General features: G+C 60.1%; 15 protein-coding genes and 1 tRNA gene. 11 read left to right on the top strand and 5 right to left on the bottom strand.

All coding sequences use genetic code 11. From position 1 onward, the window contains the following. Positions 1-270: 270 nt before the first annotated feature. From JNB88_RS20920 to JNB88_RS20910, 3 genes are all read left to right on the top strand, one after another. Positions 271-2,799: a methyl-accepting chemotaxis protein gene (locus tag JNB88_RS20920; protein ID WP_037139268.1), complete on the top strand. Its 2,529-nt coding sequence runs from the start codon at positions 271-273 to the stop codon at positions 2,797-2,799. 186 nt (positions 2,800-2,985) lie between these two features. Further along, the gene (locus JNB88_RS20915) at positions 2,986-4,827 is read left to right on the top strand and encodes a methyl-accepting chemotaxis protein (RefSeq protein ID WP_220357089.1); all 1,842 of its coding nucleotides are present in this window, start codon (positions 2,986-2,988) and stop codon (positions 4,825-4,827) included. 288 nt (positions 4,828-5,115) lie between these two features. Continuing rightward, complete coding sequence (locus JNB88_RS20910) at positions 5,116-5,985, top strand: LysR family transcriptional regulator (protein WP_220357088.1); 870 nt, start codon at positions 5,116-5,118, stop codon at positions 5,983-5,985. 17 nt (positions 5,986-6,002) lie between these two features. On the opposite strand, the gene JNB88_RS20905 is transcribed toward JNB88_RS20910, so the two are convergent. Further along, entirely contained in the window at positions 6,003-6,239 is a 237-nt protein-coding gene (locus JNB88_RS20905) for an SMc00767 family acetate metabolism repressor (protein ID WP_037139281.1), read from the bottom strand. Between the two features lie 22 nt (positions 6,240-6,261). Next, complete coding sequence (gene aceA, locus JNB88_RS20900) at positions 6,262-7,551, bottom strand: isocitrate lyase (RefSeq protein ID WP_220357087.1); 1,290 nt, start codon at positions 7,549-7,551, stop codon at positions 6,262-6,264. A 192-nt stretch (positions 7,552-7,743) separates the two neighbouring features. On the opposite strand from aceA, the gene JNB88_RS20895 reads away from it, so the two are divergent. From JNB88_RS20895 to JNB88_RS20875, 5 genes are all read left to right on the top strand, one after another. Then, the gene (locus JNB88_RS20895; RefSeq protein ID WP_220357086.1) at positions 7,744-9,156 is read left to right on the top strand and encodes a helix-turn-helix domain-containing protein; all 1,413 of its coding nucleotides are present in this window, start codon (positions 7,744-7,746) and stop codon (positions 9,154-9,156) included. A gap of 127 nt (positions 9,157-9,283) precedes the next feature. Continuing rightward, on the top strand, positions 9,284-10,381 hold the full coding sequence (locus JNB88_RS20890; RefSeq protein WP_037139287.1) for a polyamine ABC transporter substrate-binding protein: 1,098 nt from the start codon (positions 9,284-9,286) through the stop codon (positions 10,379-10,381). 93 nt (positions 10,382-10,474) lie between these two features. Continuing rightward, positions 10,475-11,617, top strand: a complete 1,143-nt coding sequence (locus JNB88_RS20885; RefSeq protein ID WP_220357085.1) for an ABC transporter ATP-binding protein — start codon at positions 10,475-10,477, stop codon at positions 11,615-11,617. 3 nt (positions 11,618-11,620) lie between these two features. Then, entirely contained in the window at positions 11,621-12,532 is a 912-nt protein-coding gene (locus JNB88_RS20880) for an ABC transporter permease subunit (protein ID WP_037139292.1), read from the top strand. Between the two features lie 2 nt (positions 12,533-12,534). Beyond that, on the top strand, positions 12,535-13,353 hold the full coding sequence (locus JNB88_RS20875; protein ID WP_037139294.1) for an ABC transporter permease: 819 nt from the start codon (positions 12,535-12,537) through the stop codon (positions 13,351-13,353). Here the strand turns inward: JNB88_RS20875 and JNB88_RS20870 are convergent, their stop codons facing one another. Beyond that, on the bottom strand, positions 13,354-15,234 hold the full coding sequence (locus JNB88_RS20870; RefSeq protein WP_220357084.1) for an AsmA family protein: 1,881 nt from the start codon (positions 15,232-15,234) through the stop codon (positions 13,354-13,356). Between the two features lie 158 nt (positions 15,235-15,392). On the opposite strand from JNB88_RS20870, the gene JNB88_RS20865 reads away from it, so the two are divergent. Continuing rightward, positions 15,393-17,345 (top strand): acetoacetate--CoA ligase, encoded by a 1,953-nt coding sequence (locus JNB88_RS20865; protein WP_220357083.1) that lies wholly within the window; start codon positions 15,393-15,395, stop codon positions 17,343-17,345. 224 nt (positions 17,346-17,569) lie between these two features. On the opposite strand, the gene JNB88_RS20860 is transcribed toward JNB88_RS20865, so the two are convergent. Then, complete coding sequence (locus JNB88_RS20860) at positions 17,570-21,250, bottom strand: PAS domain-containing sensor histidine kinase (RefSeq protein ID WP_220357122.1); 3,681 nt, start codon at positions 21,248-21,250, stop codon at positions 17,570-17,572. Between the two features lie 213 nt (positions 21,251-21,463). Here JNB88_RS20860 and JNB88_RS20855 point away from each other — a divergent pair, with 213 nt between their 5' ends. Both JNB88_RS20855 and JNB88_RS20850 read left to right on the top strand, forming a co-directional pair. After that, complete coding sequence (locus JNB88_RS20855) at positions 21,464-21,913, top strand: phasin (protein ID WP_037139299.1); 450 nt, start codon at positions 21,464-21,466, stop codon at positions 21,911-21,913. Between the two features lie 127 nt (positions 21,914-22,040). Further along, positions 22,041-22,117 (top strand) — tRNA-His (locus tag JNB88_RS20850). Positions 22,118-22,223: 106 nt separating this feature from the next. Here JNB88_RS20850 and ppk2 read toward each other — a convergent pair. Beyond that, positions 22,224-23,141 carry a polyphosphate kinase 2 gene (gene ppk2 / locus JNB88_RS20845; RefSeq protein ID WP_037139301.1) on the bottom strand — a complete coding sequence of 306 codons (918 nt, stop codon included), beginning with the start codon at positions 23,139-23,141 and terminating at the stop codon, positions 22,224-22,226. Positions 23,142-23,244 lie beyond the last annotated feature (103 nt).

The following is a 23,244-nucleotide window of genomic DNA, read 5'->3' as shown; positions in this document are numbered from 1 at the left end:
GTGACCGCGCATGAGCTATCTCGTCCATAAATCGATTTGAATGCGGCTTTCCCTGGTTTTCGCTTATCCGAAAATTAAGACATCCCCTGCAAAACTTGCTCGATGATTTTTGGGCGCTTCCGCGTTGGCGTGAGGCGAGCTGGCAATGATTGCCGACCGGACCTCGTTGTTCGGGACTCCCATTGTTCCAATAGAGCAGCTCGATGCACTCGGTCGGCGCCCCGCCAGGCGGCCGATGGGAGGAGTGGTGTATGGAAGGCCGGAACCGCCATGTTGATTGATAAGATTCTTTCCCGTTTCAGGATCAAGACGAAGGTCCTGATTTTTGTATTGCCTTTTGTTGTAAGTATTTCTGCCGTCGGCCTGACTGGCCTCTATGCTTCCGGCTTGCTGCAGGGGCGCATGGAAATCTCCAACAGCGTCCTGCAATCGCTGAGCGGGTTCAAGGACCTCTATGGCTCCATGGACGACTTCCTGCAGATCACCAGCCAGGAAGCACGCGACAAGCTCTATGGGGACATCAAGACGCAAGAGGGCACGCTGAACGCCACGTTGAAGCAGATCGGCGAAAATGGCGGGCGCGACAACCTCATGGCTGCGATCGACGGAACCTCGGGAATTTCCGACACCGTGGGCAAGCTCTGGACCCTGCACGAGCAGGAACTCGCCCTTCGCAAGTCGATCGACGACGCACAGAAGGTGATGATCACAAGCCGCTTCAACGTCAACTATGATGCGCAGCAGCTTGAGGAAAACATCCGCAAGGACGAAGGTAACGCCACAGCAACGTTGCGTGCTGCTGATCGCCTGCTGAAGGGCGGCGACACACTTGCAACCGTCATGGGCGACTTCAACAAGGCGCAGTTGCCGGCCGACAAGCTGAAGGTTGTGACGGACGCCATTCCGGCCATTGCCAAGGCGCAGCGACTGATCGAGATTTCGGTACCCGCGAACCAGAAGAGCATGACGCAGTCGCTGTCGCAGACGATCAGCGACGTGAAGGCGCAGGCAACGGCCGCCGATGCCGGCAGTGATGAGGCGATCGCCAACCTCGGGCGCCTTGTCTCCCGCTTCCGCCAGATGTCGACCTACACCCAGCTGACGGCAACGCAGATGATGCGTGCGGCGACGACCACATTCGTCGAGCTTGATAGCCGCATCGCTCAAACGAACTCGGTTCTCGAGGACACCCGGCGCCTGGAAAGCGCGATCTATTCGCTGCAGCTCGTTCTTGGTGAATTCGCTGCCAAGCCGGGCAAGGAAAACCGCGTCCGCCTGCACCAGGAGATTGCGACGCTCGGCACCAACCTGAACACGCTGCTTGCCAGCGCCAAGGGCATGAACTTCGCCGAGGAGATCGTCGCAGCCATGTCGCCGGCGCTTGCGTCGATGGACAAGGACGCGCAGAGCCTCGTCGATACGATCAACCAGCGCGTTGCCGACTACGCTTCAGCCCGCCAGCAGCTCGACGCCGTCTGGGGCCAGCTGACGGCATTTGCCGAATTGCAGAAGCAGAGCGCCGGTGCCGAACGCACACAGGCAAATGGCATCTCCGTGCTGACGACAGGCCTTGGCATCGTGCTCTCCATCGTCGGTGGCATTGCCCTTGTCCTGACGCTGCAGCGTCCGATCGGCCAGATCACCGCCGCGATGCGCCGTATCGCCGATGGCGCACTCGACACCAGCATTTCGGGTGATCAGCGCCATGACGAAATCGGCGATATGGCCCGCGCACTTGGTATCTTCAAGGAGAACGCGATCTCCAAGATCCGCATCGAGGAACAGAGCGAAGAGGAACGAACCGCAGCCGAGCACGAGCGTCAGCGCAACGATGCCGAGAAGCGCGAAATGGATCGCCAGATCGAGTTTGCGGTCAATGCGCTTGCCTCCGGCCTCGAGCGCATGTCGCAGGGCGACATTTCGACGACGATCGATACGCCGTTCATCGGACGCCTCGAGCAGCTTCGCCAGGATTTCAACGGCTCGATGATGCGCCTGCAGGCCACGATGAGCCAGATCCGCGACAACGTCGAGATGATCCAGGGCAACGGCAACCAGATGGCCCAGTCAGCCGAGGATCTCTCCAAGCGCACCGAGCAGCAGGCTGCTTCGCTGGAAGAGACCGCCGCAGCCGTTGAACAGATTACGGTGACGGTCCGCTCCTCCGCGGAGCGCGCCAAGGACGCCGACCAGATCGTCCGCCAGGCCAAGCGCAGCGCTGACGACTCGGCAGTCGTCGTCAGCAACGCCATCGATGCGATGGGCCGCATTGAAGATGCATCCCGCCAGATCGAGCAGATCATCGGTGTCATCGATGAGATTGCGTTCCAGACCAACCTTCTGGCATTGAATGCCGGGATCGAAGCGGCACGCGCCGGTGAAGCTGGTAAGGGCTTCGCCGTCGTCGCGATGGAGGTCCGTGAACTGGCGCAGCGCTCTGCCGCTGCGGCACAGGAGATCAAGGGCCTCATCAACAAGTCGACGACAGAGGTCAGCTCCGGCTCTCAGTTCGTGCAGGAGACCGGCACGGTGCTTGCCAAGATCAGCGCTCAGATCGTCACGATCAGCCAGCATGTGGAGACGATCGCTCGCGCAAGCCACGACCAGTCTGGCGCGCTACAGGAGGTCAATGCGACCGTCAATCAGATGGACCAGATGACACAGCAGAACGCTGCCATGGTGGAAGAGACCAGTGCGGCAAGTCGCGAGCTTGCAGTCGAGGCGGATTCCCTGTTGCGGCTCGTTCAGCAGTTCAAGATCGACGGCGATACGCAGGGCACGATCTATCGCGCCGCCTAAGCGCAATCAAAGGTCATATCCAAGCAAGGCCCCGGTCAAACCGGGGCCTTTTTCTTTCAGCGTTCTGTAGCCCTGGAATTGTTGGCGTCGGATTTCGCTTCAATTTTTTGACGATTGTCAATTTTTTGAAGATTTTCTTTAAATTTTTCGCATTAGCCTAGGAAGCTCATGTCTCAGGGGAAATCTATGCTGCGCCTGTTCTCGGCTTCCATCGTACGTCAGATCGTTGCCATCACGCTTATACTACTCGTCTTCAGCACCGCGGCAATTGTCTGCGTCACCTACTACAATCTCAGCGCCTACGTGATGTCGAGCGCCGTGTCCGATGCGAAGGATGCGAGCCGGACGATGGCGGTTCTCTATGGTGCCAGCGATGCGGCCGTGAAGGTCGATGTCAGCAACAATGAGCTTGCCGGCGTGACGGAGGAGAAGCTTCCCTCGCTAGGCGATCACGTTCTGGTCGATCGCACCGCGCAGTCGATCGCAGGTGTTGCGACCGTGTTTGAACGTCAGGGCAGCGACTATGTTCGCGTCTCGACCAACGTGAAGAAGGAAAACGGCGACCGCGCCGTCGGCACGAAGCTTGCCGCGGATCATCCGGCCCAGGCGGTATTGGCCAAGGGGCAGGCCTATTATGGTCCGGCGGAGCTGTTCGGTCGCAAATTCATGACCGGCTATTTCCCGGTCAAGAACGCAACCGGCTCGAATGTCGGCATCCTCTTCATCGGCATTCCGATGGAAGTCTACTTCAACAGCCTGCAGCAGTTGCTGGTGCTGGTGGCAGGCGCTGGTGTCGCGGTGTTGCTGCTGGTCGGCTTTGTCGCCTACTTCGCCATCCGAGCAACCGTCAGGCCGCTTGAAGCGCTGACTGCGACCATCCACACCATCTCTGCCGGCAATCTCGACGGACCAATTCCCTGCGTCGACAAGCAGAACGAGTTCGGTGCGATCGGGCGCGCCCTCGCTTTCTTCCGTGATAACGCCCGCGCTCGCCAGGCCCTGGAAACGCAGGCAGCCGAACAGCGCCAGCTCAGCGACGACGAGCGCGCCCGCAACGACGCTGAGAAGCGCGCGCTCGACGGTCAGATCGACTTCGCCGTCAACCAGCTTGCTTCAGGCCTGGGACGTCTCGCGCAGGGCGATGTCTCACAGACAATCCAGACCCCGTTTGTTGGTCGTCTGGAACAGCTTCGCGTTGACTTCAATGCATCGCTTGTTCGTCTTCAGGAAACCTTGGCACGCATCCGTGACAACACCGCTTCGATCCAGAGCAACTCCGGCGCCATGCTGTCGTCCGCCGACGAGCTTTCGAAGCGCACCGAAGCGCAGGCTGCCAATCTCGAAGAAACGGCAGCTGCCGTCGAGGAAATCACGGTAACGGTGAAATCCTCTGCGGTCCGTGCGAGAGAGGCGAACGACGCCGTATCGGTGACGAAGAAGAACGCCGATAGCTCAGGCGCCGTTGTCAGCGACGCCGTTGCGGCGATGGATCGCATCGAGGAGGCCTCGAAGCAGATCGAACAGATCATCGAAGTCATCGACGACATCGCGTTTCAGACCAACCTTCTGGCGCTGAACGCCGGTATCGAGGCAGCGCGTGCCGGTGAGGCAGGCAAGGGTTTCGCGGTTGTTGCGCAGGAGGTGCGCGAGCTTGCGCAGCGCTCCGCGGACGCGGCGCGTGAAATCAAGGGCCTGATCGAGAAGTCGACCCGCGAGGTCATGACCGGCTCGGGCCTAGTGCAGAAGACCGGCTCGGTCCTTGCCTCGATCAGCCAGGAGATCATCGCGATCAGCGGGCACGTCGAAACGATCGCAACGGCAAGCCAGGACCAATCGGCCGCTCTGCACGAGGTCAACGGTGCCGTCAACGCGATGGACCAGATGACGCAGCAGAACGCCGCAATGGTTGAGGAAACGACAGAGGCGAGCCGGCGGCTTGCCAGTGAGGCGGATGCGTTGATGGCGCTGGTTCAGCAGTTCCGCTTCGAAGCCGCTCCGGATTACGGTCGGCCGAGGCAGGCAGCCTGATCGCGATGCGGACGGCAGGCGGGTTGAGTTCTTGAGCGAAATACCCGCCCGCCGATTCTGAGCGATGTGAGGAATGCCACGAGGCGGACGATGTGCGAACGACCGACGCTCTCGTAGAAAGCTCTTTCGGCTCCGGCTGAATATTTGTTGCGGCTTTCATGTATCATGTCTGCAATCTGTGCGATGGCGATGTGATCAATCATGGCGATGTCCTCTGTTGGGCATCGCCTTAGTTATTCCGCAAAATCTGCTTTATAAACGCGAGTTATCTCACTATGTTTTTCATTCATGAAAAACACTCAGTGGGACTCTTTTCAGCTTTTTCTTCAGGTTGCTCGGTTTGGCGGGCTGACGGGTGCGAGCGCCTCGAGCGGCCTCAGCCCCGCGACGATCGGCCGTCGCATGCTCGATCTGGAGCATGAGATCGGCAAGGCGCTGTTTATCCGCAGTCAGACGGGCTACAGCCTGACCGTCGACGGCCAGGTGCTTCTCGATCATCTGCAGGATATGGAAACGGCGGCGCGCAAGGTGGATGCCTGGCGGCAGGCAGGCAGCGTCGGTGCAACGGTAAGGGTCGCCGCGGGCACATGGATCGCCTGGCTTCTGACCGAGAATTTCGCCGCTGTTCGCAAGTCCGGCGACGCTTTCGCCATTTCTTTGACCATCGGCGAAACGCGCGCCAATCTCAACTATCGGGAAAGCGATATCGGTATCCGTGCCTTCGAGCCGGAGGAAAGCAATCTTGCTGCGCGCCTGCTCGGTGAGGTGGCCTATGCCGTCTACACCAGGCGCAACGCCGAGCCGATCGAAGATCGATGGGTGGCCGTGGTCGAGGAGGATGCGATCTCGAATTACCTTCGCTGGCCGCATCGCAATGCTGCTGGTTCAATCGTTGCGACCGTCAACCGACCGCGCTCGCTGCCGGAATTGGTGAGGGCAGGGGCGGGCAAGGCGGTGCTACCATGCTTCGTCGGCGACCTCGATCCCGAACTGCAGCGTCTTGGCACCGAGTTGCCGGAGGTGCGCCATCGGCAGTGGATCGTCATGAACAACGAGGATCGGCACCGGCCGGAGATCCGGACCGTTGCCGATCGCATGACGAAGTTGCTGAAGAGCTACGGCGATCTCTTTGCCGGCAAGCGCCCCAGCCGAAGCTGAGGGCGTCCGCCTCGGTTTCAGTTGCGCGCCGCAACGATGACAGGGATCAAGAGGTCTCCCCAATTCCCGTCGCCGCCGTGGTGTCTCGCCGAGCGAACGATCTCGACGGAAACGCCGGCATCGACGGCCTTCATGACAGACTGGTTCAGCCGGTGCAGGTCGTTGGCGAGCATGCGGATCATCGTCTGCTGGTCCGGGGTCATGCAGGTCGACTGTTCTTCAGCGCGTTCCTTGACGCGTGCAAGCGTAGGCATGGCATTCTCCTCCTTGGTGCGATCATTCTGCTGCTGGTTTGAACTGTGCGTGCTCGGTGGATTCCTTCATCGCCGTGGTCGACGAGCGTCCGCCGGTGATGGCCATCGAAACCGCATCGAAGTAGCCGGTGCCGACTTCGCGCTGATGCTTGGTCGCGGTGTAGCCATTGATCTCCGCCGCGAACTCCGCCTCCTGCAATTCGGAATAGGCGGCCATCTGCCGGTCCTTGTAACCTCGGGCGAGTTCGTACATGCCGAAGTTCAGCTGATGGAAGCCGGCAAGTGTGATGAACTGGAACTTGTAGCCCATCGCGCCGAGTTCGCGCTGGAACTTGGCAATCGTCGCGTCATCGAGGTTCTTCTTCCAGTTGAACGACGGCGAGCAGTTGTAGGCGAGCAGCTTGCCGGGATGCACCTTGTGGACCCCTTCGGCAAAACGCCGTGCCTGCTCCAGATCCGGCTTCGAGGTTTCGCACCAGATGAGATCGCAGTGCGGCGCATAGGCGACGGCGCGGGCGATGCACGGCTCGAGACCGTTGCGAACCTGATAGAAGCCTTCGACAGTGCGGCCGGCATCGTAGTCGACGAAAGGCTGGTCGCGCTCGTCGATATCAGAGGTCAGCAGCTTCGCAGCTTCAGCGTCGGTACGGGCGATGACGAGCGTCGGGACACCCATGACGTCGGCGGCAAGGCGAGCCGCATCGAGGTTGCGGATGTGTGCCGCAGTCGGGATTAGCACCTTGCCGCCAAGGTGGCCGCATTTCTTCTCCGATGCCAGCTGGTCCTCGAAATGGACACCAGCCGCGCCCGCTTCGATGTAGGCCTTCATGATCTCGAACGCGTTCAACGGCCCGCCGAAGCCGGCTTCCGCATCAGCGACAATCGGGGCAAACCAGGTTTCGACCGACAGGCCATTCTGCTCCGATGTCTCGATCTGGTCGGCGCGCTGCAGGGTCCTGTTGATCCGCTTGGCAAGTTCCGGGCCTGCGTTTGCCGGGTACAGTGATTGATCCGGATACATGGCCGAGGCAGTATTGCCGTCGGCGGCGACCTGCCAGCCCGAGAGGTAGATGGCCTTCAATCCGGCGCGAACCATCTGCATCGCCTGATTGCCCGAGAGCGCGCCGAGCGCGTTGACGAAATTATCCTGATGCAGAAGCTGCCACAACCGCTTGGCACCCATTTCCGCGAGCGTATAGCGAAGCTCCACGGAGCCGCGCAGCCGCTTGACGTCGTCGATCGAGTAGGGACGCTCGACCCCGGAGAAGCGCCCTGCCGGAAGGTCTCTGTGCAGCTTGTCAAATTCTGTCATTTCATGCTCCTTGCAGATTTTGCAGTCAGTTTGGATGTTTGACAGAATTTACAAATCCTCGGCGAAAGCCAGAAATATCTATGGAATAGCGGTAAGAAACGAGTTAGGATGCAAAGCGTTTGACAGGAATGCTCTGTAAATTTGTAAAATTTTGTAAATATTGGCTATCGGGTTTTTGTAAAGGATTGTCACATGGCGGAGCGCAAGATTTTTGGGGGGCCAAAGGTCCGGCGCATTCGCAACGGTCTCGGCTTGACGCAGTCTGCGATGGCCGACGAGCTTGGCATTTCTCCGTCCTATCTCAACCTCATCGAGCGCAACCAGCGGCCACTGACGGTGCAGCTGCTCCTCAAGCTGTCTTCTGTCTATAAGGTGGACCTGGAGGAGCTGAGGGATGAAAGCGGCGGAAGCCTCAATCAGCTGAGGGAGATTTTCGCGGATCCGCTTCTGGCCGGCGAACTCCCTGGCGATCAGGAGCTTGTTGAGGTTGCTGAAGCTGCGCCAAACGCTGCAAGCGGCATCATCAAGCTATACCGAGCCTATAGTGAGCAGGCGAGCCGCCTGTCGGACCTGACGTCGCTGACCGCAGGCGCAGGGCAGGTCCCACTTGCCGGTGCGCGGCTTCCGGCCGATGAGGTGCGCGATATCCTGGAGCGGCGCTCGGCCTATTTCCCGTTGCTGGAGGATGCCGCGGAGGCCTTCTTGGCCCGCTTTGCCGAGACCCGCGATCTGCCGGCTGCATTCAAGGAGTGGCTGCGCGCCGAGCGCGGCATCAGCGTGCGCGTGCTTCCGGTTCACGTCATGCCGGATCTGCGGCGCCGCTTCGACCGGCACTCGATGCGTCTCTTCGTGTCCGAACGCCTGTCGCCGGCCGATCAGGCGCATGAGATCGCCATTGAGGTTGCAACGCTCGCCTTGCGCGATGCGATTCTGTCGGAGCTTGATGGTCTCGCGCTGTCGACCCCGGAGGCAAAACGCATAGCCCGCTTCGAGCTCTGTCGCTACGGCGCATTGGCGCTTGCCATGCCCTATGCGCCCTTCTTGGCCGCTGCCGCGAACAGCCGCTACGACATCGATATTCTCCGTTCTCGCTTCGGCGTTTCCTATGCGCAGGCGGCAGCCCGGCTCGTCATGCTGCAGCGACCAGGCGCCTCCGGCATTCCGTTCTTCATGATCGAGATCGATGCCGCGGGTCACCGGCTCCGGCGCGCTGGGGCTCAGGGGTTCCCGCATTCGCGTTTCGGCGGCGGCTGTCCGAAGCTGAATATTCATGCCGCCTTCCTGCAGCCGGGCCAGATTCTTGCCGAGACGGTCGAAATGCCGGATGGCACCAGCTATCTCACTGTCTCCCGGACGCTCGAGGGGCCGACCGCCGCGTTCGGCGAGCGCATCAGGCGCACCGCCTTGCTGATCGGCTGTGAAGCAGCTGCCAGCGGGCCGTCGGTCTACAGCCAGACCGGAGCGGCCCAGCAGCCGGTTTCGATTGGACCGGCTTGTCGCCTTTGTGAACGGCGCGGATGCCTTTCGCGCGCCGAGCCGCCCGTCACACGACCGTTGGGCCTCGATGAGATGGTGGCGGGTCTCAGCAGCTTCGATTTCCAGTGACTGTGAAATGATTGAGACTACTGGTTTTTGCGCTTGTGGGCTCTCAAAAACCTTTCTAGTCTGCTTGCAAAACCAGAGGGTAGGCGTCCATAGGGCGCCGCAAAGCAAGAAGAAGACAGGAGATATCATGAGGTCAACAATCGCAAGACTTGCAGCGAGCGCCGTTGTACTCGCGTTCGCCGCTGCGCCGTCCTTTGCGCAGGAGCGGGTAGTCAACGTCTACAACTGGTCGGACTATATCGACAGCTCTATCCTAGAAGACTTCACCAAGGAAACCGGTATCAAGGTCGTTTACGACACCTTCGATTCCAACGAGACGGTTGAAACCAAGTTGCTTGCCGGCGGCACCGGCTATGACGTTGTCGTGCCAACCGCCGACTTCCTGCAGCGCCAGATCCAGGCAGGCGTCTTCCAGAAACTCGACAAGTCGAAGCTGCCGAATCTTTCCAATATGTGGGACGTGATCCAGCAGCGCACCGCGAGCTACGATCCGGGCAACGAGTATGCCATCGACTACATGTGGGGAACGGACGGCATCGGCTACAACGTCAAGAAGGTCGCCGAAGTGCTCGGCCCCGATGTCAAGCCAGGTCTCGAAGTGATCTTCGATCCGAAGGTTGCCGAGAAGTTCAAGGACTGCGGCATCTACGTCCTCGACACACCGAAGGACGTCATTTCGACGGCTCTCCACTATCTCGGTCTTGATCCCAACTCGACCAAGGCGGAAGACTTCAAGAAGGTGGAAGAGCTCCTGAGTGCTGTTCGTCCTTATATCCGCAAGTTCCATTCGTCCGAGTACATCAATGCGTTGGCGAATGGCGACATCTGCATCGCGTTCGGCTACTCGGGCGACGTCCTGCAGGCGCGCGATCGCGCCGAGGAGGCGAAGAACGGCGTCGAAGTCGACTACTCGATCCCCTCTCAGGGCGCCCAGATGTGGTTCGACATGATGGCGATCCCGGCCGATGCCCCGCATGCTGCCGAAGCGCATGAATTCATCAACTACATGATGAGGCCCGAAATTATCGCCAAGGCCAGCAACTACGTATTCTACGCCAACGGCAACAAGGCCTCGCAGCAGTTCGTGGACAAGGAAGTGCTGGAGGATTCGGCGATCTATCCAACTGACGAGGTGATGAAGAAGCTCTTCACCGTAGCGCCGTGGGATCCGAAAACGCAGCGCACGGCGACCCGGCTCTGGACCAAGATCGTCACCGGCCAATAATGAGTTTCAGGCCCGGACGGCAACGCCCGGGCCTTTTCTTACTATGCCGATCGGGGAAACGTCGGCTCTCAAAATGACTTTTCGGGGAACAATATGAAGTCACTTGGCAATATTCGCCGTTCGTTTGCGCCGTGGACGGACCCGGCATCGAAGCCGTTCATATCGTTCAACAACGTCACCAAGCGATTTGGCGATTTCACTGCCGTCGATGACCTGTCTTTGAATATCTATCACCGCGAGTTCTTCGCCTTGCTGGGCGCGTCTGGATGCGGAAAATCCACGTTGCTGCGCATGCTCGCGGGCTTCGAGCAGCCGACCTCGGGCGAAATCATCCTCGACGGCACCGACCTTGCCGGGACGCCGCCCTACAAGCGGCCCGTGAATATGATGTTTCAGTCCTATGCCCTCTTTCCCCACATGACGGTCGAAAAGAACATCGCTTTCGGTCTGCGTCAGGACGGCATGCCGAAGGAGGAGATCGCCGAACGCGTTCTGCAGATGCTGAAGATGGTGAAGCTCGAGAAGTTTGCCACGCGCAAACCGAACCAGTTGTCCGGCGGCCAGCGTCAGCGCGTGGCTTTGGCCCGTTCCCTTGCCAAACGGCCGAAGGTGCTGCTGCTCGACGAGCCGCTCGGCGCGCTCGACAAGAAGCTGCGTGAGGAAACCCAGTTCGAACTGATGGATCTGCAGCAGAATCTCGGCCTGACCTTTGTTGTGGTAACCCACGACCAGGAAGAGGCGATGACCATGGCCGATCGCATTGCGGTCATGAGCCACGGAAAGGTTGTCCAGGTTGCAACACCGGCCGAGATCTACGAAGCGCCGAATTCCCGCTTCGTCGCTGATTTCATCGGCGACGTGAATATTTTTGACGGCAAGGTCACCGGCGCCAACGACAGCACCGTCGAGATCGCCGTCGACGAGGATTTTTCCATCAGCGTCGTCACACCCGACAAGCCGGCCATGGGTTCGTCGGTCGGCTTTGCGATCCGTCCCGAGAAGCTGAAGGTCTCACGCAAGCCGCCGGCCAATCCAAAGGTGAACGCAGCGTCGGGCGAGCTGTGGGACATCGGCTATCTCGGGGACATGACAGTCTTCCACGTGAAGCTGAAGAGCGGGAAAGTGGTCAAGGCTTCGCTCCTGAATGCCCAGCGTGCCGTCGACGATCCGTTCACCTACGACCAGGAAGTCTGGATCACCTTCGCCGATGATGCCGGCGTCCTTCTCAAGGATTGAAGCATGGGCAAGCTCGGTTCCGCCTTCTACAATCGCCTGGTCATCATCATCCCCTATGTTTGGCTGCTGCTGTTCTTCCTGGCGCCGTTCTTCATCGTCTTCCGCATATCGCTGTCGACGACGGCGATCGCCATGCCTCCCTATGAGCCGGTGTTTTCCCTTGGCGACGGCTGGGCGGGGTTCTGGGACAAGGTCAGCACCTTCTCGCTCGACAACTACAGCTATCTGATCGACGACCCGCTCTATATGAACGCTTACATATCGAGCCTCGTGATCGCCGGGATATCGACGTTCCTGACGCTTTTGATCGCTTACCCGATCGCCTACGGCATGGCTCAGGCTCCGCGCAGCATACGCCCGACGCTGCTGATGCTGGTCGTCCTGCCGTTCTGGACGAGCTTTCTGATCCGCGTCTATTCCTGGATCGCGATCCTGAAGCCGGAGGGACTGTTCAACCAGCTGCTGCTGTCGCTGCATGTCATCGACAGCCCGCTGATCATCCTGAACACCAACGTCGCCGTCTACATCGGCATCGTCTATTCCTACCTGCCGTTCATGGTACTGCCGCTCTACTCGTCGCTTGAGAAAATGGATGGCACGCTGATCGAGGCCGCGCAGGATCTCGGCTGCACGCCGATTACTGCTTTCTGGCGGGTGACGTTCCCGCTGTCGTTGCCCGGCGTCGTCGCCGGCTGCATGCTGGTGTTCATCCCGGCGGTCGGCGAGTTTGTTATCCCCGATCTGCTTGGCGGATCGCAGACGCTGATGATCGGCAAGACGCTGTGGAACGAGTTCAACGCCAACCGCGACTGGCCGGTCTCCTCGGCGGTGGCGACGATCCTGCTGCTGATCCTGGTGATCCCGATCGTGTTCTTCCAGAACGCGCAGGCCAAGGCCGACGAGCAGGGGAGATAGACATGCTGAGATGGACCCGTTTCAACATCACATCCGTCGTGCTCGGCTTTGCGTTTCTCTACCTGCCGATCGTGCTGCTGGTCGTCTTTTCCTTCAACGAGTCCAAACTCGTGACCGTCTGGGGCGGCTTCTCGACGAAATGGTACGTTTCCCTTCTGCACAATCAAGCTTTGCTCGACGCCGCCTGGGTGACGATCCGCGTCGGCCTCCTCTCGGCCACCGCGGCGACGATCCTTGGAACGCTCGCAGCGATTGCTCTGGTGCGCTACACACGGTTTCGCGGACGCATGCTGTTTTCCGGCATGGTCTATGCCCCGCTGGTCATGCCTGAAGTGATTACCGGTCTGTCGCTGCTGCTGCTCTTCGTGGCGATCGGCTTCGACCGCGGCTTCTGGACGATCACGCTGGCGCATACGACATTTACGATGTGCTTCGTAGCCGTTGTCGTGCAGTCACGCCTCGTGAGCTTCGACAATTCGATCGAGGAGGCGGCGCAGGATCTCGGCGCACCGCCGCTGAGAACCTTCTTCGAAGTGACGCTGCCGATCATTGCGCCTGCGGTTTTGTCGGGTTGGATTCTCGCTTTCACGCTGTCGCTCGACGATCTGGTGATCACGAGCTTTACCTCGGGCCCCGGTGCGACGACGTTGCCGATGAAGATCTACAGCCAGGTCCGTCTCGGGGTGACACCTGAAATCAACGCGGTCTGCACCATTCTGATCGGGATCGTGGCAATTGGCGTCATCTGCGCCTCAACCATTACCAAACGTCGTGAACTGCAGCGCGAGCGTGACGAGCGCGCCGCGGCAAACGCGCCGTGACTATTTGGTCGATCCCTGCTGCGTGACGGGAGCGGGGGAGATCACCGGCTCCGGCCAAGCGCCACCAACGAAGAACGGCAGCGGCGGGAAGCTTGTCGATGCCGTCGGGTCAGTCGCTTCGATCGTGCCGGACAGTGCCAGCCCATTCGACCTGTATGGGATGACGCCGGAAAGGATGAGCGTCTGCTGCGGCCCCTCGATCCGTCCGCCATGGATTGTTGCCGCGCCATCCGCAAGATTGGCGGCGACGTCGAAATTGTCGAAGGCGAAGGCCCGGTGGGATACGGCATTCAGCGGAAAGAAGTCGGTCCGAGCCGCCTCGTCACGCACGGCCTCCGCATCAAAGCCGGGAAGCGAGCCTGATCGGGCGCGGAAGGCGACCCTGCCGGTCACGTCGCCTGCGCCGGCCTTCCAGAGCGGCATCGAGGTCCTGAGCGACACGTCAAGTGAGCCGGTGGCAAGGGGGAGTGGTCCCTGGAGCTGAAGCCGCTCGATCAGGCCTGCAAAGTCCGCTCCCCGGATCGAGAGCTGCAGCTTGCCGCCGCCGTCGAAATCACCGCGCATCGCTTCCAGATGGGCTGATAGCGAACCGCCTTCAAACTGGCTATCGCCGATGTCGAACTTCGCCTCGTTGCTGGAAACGATGATGCTTGCTCCCACATCCGAGAGCGTGAAAGGTTCGATCAGGGCGTGCTTGGCGGAAAGCCGGAGGTCGAGATCCAGCTTCTGCAGCGCGCCACCGTCCGGCGGCCCGTTTGCCTCCCCGGCCGCGAGGCGAAGCACGAATGCATCGAACAGAGATCTGAAATTCATCTGGTCGAATGCCAGCGTGCCACCAAGCTTGGCGCGTTTGCCGGGCGGGAAGGCCACATCCATCACGCCGCGGGCATTCGACCCGTTCATGCTCATGTTGACATTGTCGAAACGGAAACCGTTCGGAACGGAGGCGACATCCGTCTCGATCGAGAAGCTTTTCAGGGTCGCGATGCCCGGCAACGAGCGGTCCACCCACGTCAGAAGCGCCGGCAAATCACCGATGCTAAGCGATAGATTGCCGGAAAGGTCGAAGAAGTGCGAGATATTGGCCAGTCCCTGGAAGCGCGCCGTAAGCAGGCTGGAGGTCAACGATCCGCTCATCTCGGCCTTCTTGCCGCCGAATACGAGCAGCGGGCTGGGAGACGAGAAGTCGAGCTTCAGATCCTGTCCGCTCGTCCGCGCGATCAGCACAGCGGCGATCGGGCTCGACAGTGTGCGCCAGCCGACGTCAGCCATCACGCCCTCGAAATGATACGTTCTGCCGCTGGCGACATCGGCGACGTTCACCGTGCCATCTTCAACCGTAATCGTGCCAATCTCGGCATCCAGCTTGCTGTCGAGGACTTCCCGTCCATCTTCCTCGCGTGCGCCCGTGATCGCCCTCGCCAGAAGCCCTTCGTTCGTCCAGTCGATCACGCCGTTGCTTTCGCGCGTGAGCTGCAAGGTGGGACGAAGAAGGTGGAATTCGTGGAAGCTTGCACGCCCCCTGATCGCATCGATCAGGCTGAATTCGGCGGAAAGGCTTTCGATCGTTCCCAGCAGCTTGTTGCCGGTGCCTTTCTGATGGACAGAGATATCGTTGAGGGTGATGCGAGGCGTCGGCCAGAATTCAATGACCGGAGTACCGGCGACCTCAGCCCGATAGCCTGCCCATTTGGACAGGGCATCCTCGATACCCGAGCGGACGAGGCCGGTGGAGATCAGATAGGGAGCTGCAACACGAAGCGACACGAAGATCGACAAGGCGACGAGCAGGATGATCGTCGCCAGCCGCGCAAACGTTGGCAACCAGCGGGACACGGGCCTGATCTTTCTCCGCCATCGCGGCCGTCGTGACGTACCCATAAATCGCCAGTACCTTTAGTGGCTGCCCCTAATGCTATGAAATGCCGGATATATCAAATACCGAGTGCTTGCAAATCGATGTCTCTTGCGCTGCTCGTCATGCCCTTTATGACCTGATATTGCATGGTATATAGGCGAGCAAACGGGAGAAGTGTCGAATGCGCGACGATAAGCCACTCTGGGTGCCTTCGCGAGCAGCGGTCGAAGCAAGTCCGATGCACGCCTTCATGCAGCAGTGCAATCGCGACTTCGGTCTTTCTTTGGCAAGCTATCATGATTTGCACGCCTTTTCGGTCGCCGAAAGGGAGCGTTTCTGGACGTCGGTCTGGGAGTTCTGTGGCGTTATTGGCGAACGTGGTACGCGTCCGCTCATCCATGGCGATGTCATGCTCGACGCGCGCTTCTTCCCGGATGCGAGGTTAAACTTCGCCGAAAATCTATTGTCCGGAGGAGGCGCCAGCGACGCGTTGATCTTTCGCGGCGAGGACAAGGTTGCTGATCGCTGGAGTTGGGACCGCTTGCGTGGCCTGGTTTCCAGATTGCAGCAGGCATTCAAGGCCATGGGTATCGTTTCCGGGGATCGTGTCGCGGCGATGATGCCGAACATGCCCGAGACGGTTGCCTGTATGCTGGCCGCCGCTTCGATCGGCGCGATCTGGTCGTCGTGTTCTCCCGATTTCGGCGAGCAGGGCGTTCTCGATCGCTTCGGCCAGATTGAGCCCAAGCTTTTCATCGCTTGCGACGCCTATTGGTATGGCGGGAAGCTGCAGGACGTGACCGCCAAGGTCGCGACCGTCACAGAGCGGCTTGGCGTTCCGTGCCTCGTTGTCCACTATGCCGGCGATGCGTCCGCGGTTGTCAATCGGACGCCTGGCGCGAAGGCACTGGAAGACTTCATTGCGCCGTTCGAGGCTCGCCCGATCGAGTTCACGCGCCTGCCGTTCGCTCATCCCCTTTATATTCTCTTCTCTTCTGGAACGACCGGCGTTCCGAAGTGCATTGTCCATTCCGCCGGCGGCACGTTGTTGCAGCATCTCAAGGAACACCGGCTTCACTGCGGCATTCAGCCCGGCGAGAAGCTCTTCTATTTCACCACCTGCGGCTGGATGATGTGGAACTGGCTGGTCAGTGGACTGGCGGTCGGCGCCACGCTTTGCCTCTTTGACGGTTCGCCTTTCGCGCCCGATGGCAACGTGCTCTTCGACTTTGCCGCCGCCGAGAAGTTTGCCGTCTTCGGCACGTCGGCCAAGTATATCGATGCCGTTCGCAAGAGCGGGCTGACGCCCCGTACAAGCCACGACCTCTCCAGCCTTCGGCTGATGACATCGACGGGTTCGCCGCTGTCGCCGGAGGGCTTCACCTTTGTCTACGAAGGGATCAAGCAGGACGTGCAGCTCGCCTCTATCTCAGGCGGTACGGACATCGTCTCCTGCTTCGTCCTTGGAAATCCCTTGCAGCCAGTCTGGCGGGGTGAAATCCAGGGTCCAGGCCTCGGCCTTGCAATGGATGTGTGGAACGACGAGGGCAAGCCGGTGCGCCTCGAAAAGGGTGAACTCGTTTGCACCAAGGCCTTTCCCTCGATGCCTGTCATGTTCTGGAATGATCCGGACGGCACAAAATACAGGGCGGCCTATTTCGATCGCTTCGACAATGTGTGGTGCCATGGCGACTTCGCTGAATGGACCGAGCACGACGGCATCGTCATCCATGGACGCTCCGACGCCACGCTCAATCCGGGCGGTGTCCGCATCGGAACCGCCGAGATCTACAACCAGGTCGAACAGATGGGCGAGGTCGCCGAGGCCCTTTGCATCGGCCAGGAATGGGATGATGATGTCCGTGTGGTTCTCTTCGTGCGCCTGGTGCCTGATGTTGCCCTGACCGAGGAGTTGACGAAGGCGATCAAGAATCGCATTCGCACCGGCGCCTCTCCACGTCACGTGCCGGCAAAGATCATCGCGGTCAGCGATATTCCCCGCACCAAGTCTGGGAAGATTGTCGAGCTTGCGGTTCGCGAGATTGTCCATGGCCGACCGGTCAAGAACAAGGAGGCGCTCGCGAACCCGGAGGCACTGGATCTCTTCGCCGGGCTTGAGGAGCTGCGTGTCTGATCGAGGAAAATGCCGACCGGATTACAAGCTTTCACCTTTGAGTGATTGGGCGCCGTGGCAACCTTTCGTTAATAAACGTTGGTCAAGAGTAAATACCAACTTGGGGCTGCATATGAATGAAGCAGCCGGAGCCTTTGGCTTCTAAAACATGATGTTGGACTGACTAAGCCCTTGTTGAACAGCACCCAAACTTTTCAGGCAGCCCTTGGGCTGCCTTTTTTCGTTCAACCGGCGAGAACCCGCTGAGAGGGGAAGGCGATTTCAACCAGCGTGCCTTCATTGGGCGCGGAGCTGATCGCAAAAATCGCCCGGTTGGCGTCGACCATCGCCTTGGTCAGCGGCAGGCCGAGCCCCGTGCCGTCACCGCGATGGTGGGACTGGGCAGCCACCTGACGGAACGGCTTCATGGCTTGGTCGAGCTCGCTGCGCGTCATGCCGACTCCGGTATCGCGCACCCGCAGAACGACGCTGCCATTCGTCTCGTAGGAGGTGGAAACGACAATCTGTCCGCCCGCCGGCGTGAAGCGGATCGAGTTGGACAGGATGTTGAGCGCGATCTGCTTGATCGAGCGCAGGTCGGCCACGACTTCAGGCACGGCTTGCGACAAGGCGGTGCGGATGATCACGCGCTGACTGTTGGCCTGTGGCTGGAGGAGTGAGACGGCTTCCGAAATCGCCTCATTCAGGTCGATTGCACCGAAATCCAATTCCATTTCGCCAGCTTCGATCTTCGAGATGTCGAGAAGATCGTTGACGATATCGAGGACATGGCGCCCGGATCGACCGATGTCGTTTGCATACTCGACATAGCGCGGATGCCCGATCGGCCCAAAGCGCTCAGTCGCCATCATGTCGGAAAAGCCGATGATCGCATTGAGCGGCGTCCGGATCTCGTGGCTGACGCGTGCGAGGAAGTCCGACTTGTGTTCGCTGGCAACCTCTGCCGCACTTTTGGCGTTTCTCAGTTCATCCTCGGTGCGCTTCCACTGGGTGATGTCGCGAATGACCGCGCAGTAACCGCTGGAGGACGTAAGCCGTCCCATCGTCATGAACAGCGGCACAAAACCACCGCCTGCCTCGCGCCCGATGACTTCGCGACCGTCATTAAGAACGCTCGCAACACCGTGGCCCGACAGCCCGCCGAGATAGTCCAGCACGGCCTTCTGGCTTTCGTGCGCAAACAGCATGACGAATGGTTTGCCGCGGGTTTCCTCGTCGTCATAGTTGAACAGCGCGCTCGCCGAGCGGTTCATCGAGCGGATATCTCCCTCGGCGCCGATCACCACGACACCATCGGTCGCTGTTTCCAGGATCGACTGCAGCTCTTCGATTTCCACCTGCAGCTTCGCGACCTTCTCCAGCATTCTCTCGAATGAGCGAGGCTCTGCCGGAGCAACGGGGCGCGCAGGAACGGCGGCGTCACTTGTTGCCGGCATCAAGGCGAGCATCAAGGCGCTACTGTCCTCCCAGCGAATGGACTGAAGTCGTGCCGTGACCGGAACCAGATTGTCGTCGACCGTTACCAGCATCATCGAGCCGGCACGACCAGCGCGCTCTTCGAGTTCCGAGCGCTGCAGGAGGGCGTCGATACCACCCACCTCGCTCAGTTCCTCCAGCGTCCTGTAGCCGGTCAGGCGCATGAACTCCGGGTTCGCGTGGATCAGCTGGTCACCGGCATGAACGAGGACGGCTACAGGCAATTGGTCGATTGTGGCGGCCGACAACCCGGCGGTCATTTTGGCGCGGGGTGGAATGAAGCTCGCCAGCATGTCCATCTGGCTGACGGTTTCCTCCAACCCTTCGGTCACATCATCGTCAGGCACGGCGGCCTCTACCGGCTCGGCTTCGCCTGTACCAATCGGAGCGTCGTCAGCCTTTTCGTCATCGGCCAGTTTGTCATCGTGTGCTTCGACGGACGCCGTTTCCGCTGCGGTGGCGTCGTGTTCCTCGGCGTCCTTCGCTGCCGGCTCTCCGTCGCGCGGTTCCGGCTCGCGGACGCCGAACGCTTCGAGGCGCTTGGCGATCTCGCGGAAGTTCGCCTGTTCGGCGGAGGTAAGCTGCGGCCCGACACCATGGAGTTGCACGATCTTGTCAGTCAGGCGGCGGCTTGGATTTTCGACGATCCGCAAGGCCGGAGGCTCTGCCGGAGGAGACGGAACCGCTGGCTCGGTCTTCGTTTCGTCGGCAGGGGGCGTCTCTGCTGCCTGAGGCTCGGTAGTTTCCGCCAGCGTCTCGTCACCAGCGGCCGCTTCGTCAGCGATGGCCGGCAAAGCGTCATCTTCGGAGGCCTCGTCCAGCTGGTCGAAGAGTGCGGTATCATTGCCGATGCCGCTCGGGCCAAGTGTCAGTCCGAGCGCCAAAGGATCTTCGGCGGCATCGGACAGGCGCACGACACCGAACCCGCGAAAGCCGTCGAATTCCCGGCTTCGGGTGTAGGTCGGCAGGGCCGCGAGGTCGACCGGAACAGCAAGGCTCGTTCCCTCGATCGGCCAGTTGATGGTCTTGCCCGACCAAGTGTCGCGTCGTGCCAGAGCTTCGCTGATCCGGCCTTCCGGGTCGAGGTTGAAGAGAGCCGAAATGTCGCTGAACGGCGTGCCGATGATCTTGGCGGCATGCGGTCCTACCGCCTCGGCAAACTCGCCCGATACTTCGCTGAAACGCCCTGTTGCATCGATCTTCCAGACGAAGCGCGTTGCGCGGCTGTTCGGGTTGAAAACGAAGGCGCCCGCCTTGGCGACGGGCTCAGACGCCAGTTGGCCCGCATATGTAGCGACTTCGGCATCATCAGGCGCGGCGACGTCTTCGGCTGCAAGCACTTCCGACGGATGATCTTCTGCTGCGGGGGACACTGTATCGCGGTCTGATGCTGTCGCGACGGGTTCGCTTTCCGTGGCGTCTTGTGTCGCTTCCATCGCCGGCACATCCGTCGGTTCTCCGAGGGGCAGTTCTCCGGTCGTATCGTCCGTTTTCGGCGGCAGTCCGTCGTCGGTGTGGACCTCTGCCGCAGTCGGCTCTGCCTCGACAGCCTCTATGGCAATCGCGGGCGCCTCTTTGGTTGTCGTCTCGGCGGTATCCTCTTCCCGGTCATGCTCTTCGGGAGCCTCCTCCATGTCTTCGATGCCGGCAATGGCGTCGATTGCATCGACGAAGCTCGAAGCCTGCGGAGGTGCGTTATGGTTAACGGCGGCTGTGGATAAGTCTACCGCGGGCGCCGGCGGGTCGATCGGATCGAGGTGCCCGATGACGGTTTCGACAGCGAAAAGCAGATTGAGCACGGGCTCGTCACTGAGTCGCCCGACGGCTGCCGGAAGATAGCCTTTGCCGGTGGCGACGGGCCGCTTGACCAGCCGATCGCCATGGTTGCCGGCAAGAATTGTCATCGTCCGGGCGGTCTGCTGCGTGATGCCCAGCGACGCAAAGCCGGGGGAGGCGGCAATGATCTCGCCGTCGGCCCCGATGACTGCCATGTGCGTGTCAGGATCGTCGAGCCCCTTGAGCATCTGTTCTGCGGATGCTCTGGTGGAAAGGACGCTGCTTACAACCGGCAGCGACAAGAGAACGGCGCGCTCGCCCGAAGAAAGGCGGATCAGTTCGACGGTTGCCTGCACCGCGACGCGCTGGAACCCGCGCGCAATGCGGATCACGAAGTTGCGGCTGTCACCGACGTTGACCAGCTGCCGGGCAGCGGCTTCCAGCTGGCGAAAGGTGATATCGGCTCCGTCGATGCCCTGATCCAGCAGATCATAGACTGCCGATTGCCCGAAGAGTTCGGCGCCCGCTCCGTTTGCCCAGAGCGCCCGGCTGAGGTCTGCCGAAAGCAGGACCATTGCTTCGCCCCGCGAAAAACGTTCCCGCACGCGTGGATGCACGGCGATGTCGATGAACGGGTACTGGACTGCGGGCATGATCGAACCTTCAGCTTCGGTCATTCTGAAATTAATAGTCTATTAATAACGATAGGCCGGAATGGGGTCCAGAACAGCGCCCGGCTTTCGGCCGAAAAGGTTAACGTGTTGTGCGGCGCACAAAGGTGTTGCAATGCACAAATATCTGCGCTATATAATGAACATCTAACCTACGAGGCGATATGCATGCCGAGGCAAAAGGAGCGCAAAGCAATGGCTAGCATAAAGATGGACGACGTTTTTTCAATGTCGTCGTTTGATCCTTCCAAGTTCACCGAATCCTTCCGCGATTTCGCAGAAAAGGGCGCGCAGCAGTCGCGCGAAGCCTACGCGAAGATGAAAACCGCGGGCGAGGAAGCGAGCAAGACGCTGGAAGCAACGGTTCAGACGGCTCAGGCCGGTGCCGTTGAAATTGGCCACAAGGCAATCGACGCTCTGCGCACGAACGCTGAAAACTCGCTGACGCATATGGAAGCGCTGCTTGCCGTCAAGTCGGTCGCCGAACTCGTCGAACTGCAGACCACCTTCCTGCGCAAGCAGGTCGAGCTGACGATCGAGCAGGCCAAGGGCATGCAGGAAACCTCCAAGCAGGTTGCCGAAAAGCTTGCCAAGCCTTCCAAGGAAGCAGCTGAGAAGGTCATGGCCTCCTTCAAGGCGGCCTGATTTTTCGACAGAACTCACGAAGAGGCTGGACCATTTGTCCGGCCTTTTTGTATATTGGGGAGAGATAGGGCTTGAATTAATTTCCAAGTCCTCGTATGTGACCCCCGTCGCGTCGGACGCGATTTGTGCGGTTGTAGCTCAGTTGGTTAGAGCGCAGGTTTGTGGCACCTGAGGTCGGAGGTTCGAGACCCCCCAACCGTACCATTCTCTTCTTTCACCAGAAGCTTTTTCACTCGGGCCAACGGTCGCGAACCAATTGGCGTCGGTGGGGCGAGCACGGCCCTTGCCGTGCCCGCGGATCGGTCTCCAATCAATACTTCGGTGGAACGTAAAGCTCCTGAGGCAGCACCTTGCGCTCGTAATCCGGATTGAACACGCGGTCGGGCAGCGTGATCTCCTCGTGTGGAACATCAGTGTATGGAATCTGCTGCAGCAGATGATCGATGCAGTTCAGCCGCGCCCGTTTCTTGTCGTTGCCTTCGACGATATGCCACGGCGCTTCGGGAATGTTGGTGCGTGCGAAGGTCTCTTCCTTCGCCTTCGTATAGCCCTCCCAGCGGACGCGCGATTGCAGGTCCATCGGCGACAGCTTCCATTGTTTTAGCGGGTCGTGGATTCGGACAAGAAATCGCATCTGCTGTTCCTCGTCGGTGATCGAGAACCAGTATTTGACGAGCCGGATGCCCGAGCGCACGAGCATGCGCTCGAATTCGGGAACGTCGTTGAAGAACTGCTCGACCTGATCTTCCGTCGCAAATCCCATCACTCTCTCTACGCCTGAGCGATTGTACCAGGAGCGATCGAAGAGGACGATTTCGCCGCCGGCAGGCAGGTGTGGCACATAGCGCTGGAAATACCACTGCGTCTTCTCGCGGTCGGAAGGGGCGGGCAAGGCGACGGTACGGACAACGCGCGGATTGAGGCGCTGCGTGATACGTTTGATCACGCCGCCCTTTCCGGCGGAATCGCGGCCTTCGAAGATCACGACGACCTTCTCCTTATTATAGACCACCCAATCCTGAAGCTTGATCAGCTCGGCCTGCAGCGATAGCAGCGCCCGAAAATAATCGAGCCGCGGAATCGTGGTTGGATGGGCGTTGCGGTAGATCTTTCGGATCGCGTCGGAAAGTGCCGGCTCTGAAAGCTCGAGCTCGTAGTCCTCATCCAGCGTGTCGGCCAGTTCGGCCTCAAGCCAGTCCGAATAGTTGTTGTCAGATGCGTTATTCATGGACGTTCACCCTCACTGTGTTCGTGGCGCGATTTAAAGACGGCTTCCGGGCGACCTCCTGCCAGGGGCGGCAAAATGGCGGCTGTACTGCGCAAGTCTCGCC

The sequence above is a fragment of the Rhizobium cauense genome (genome assembly GCF_019511525.1).
GTDB lineage: Bacteria > Pseudomonadota > Alphaproteobacteria > Rhizobiales > Rhizobiaceae > Rhizobium > Rhizobium cauense.
This window is presented reverse-complemented; position numbering and strand designations above follow the sequence as displayed.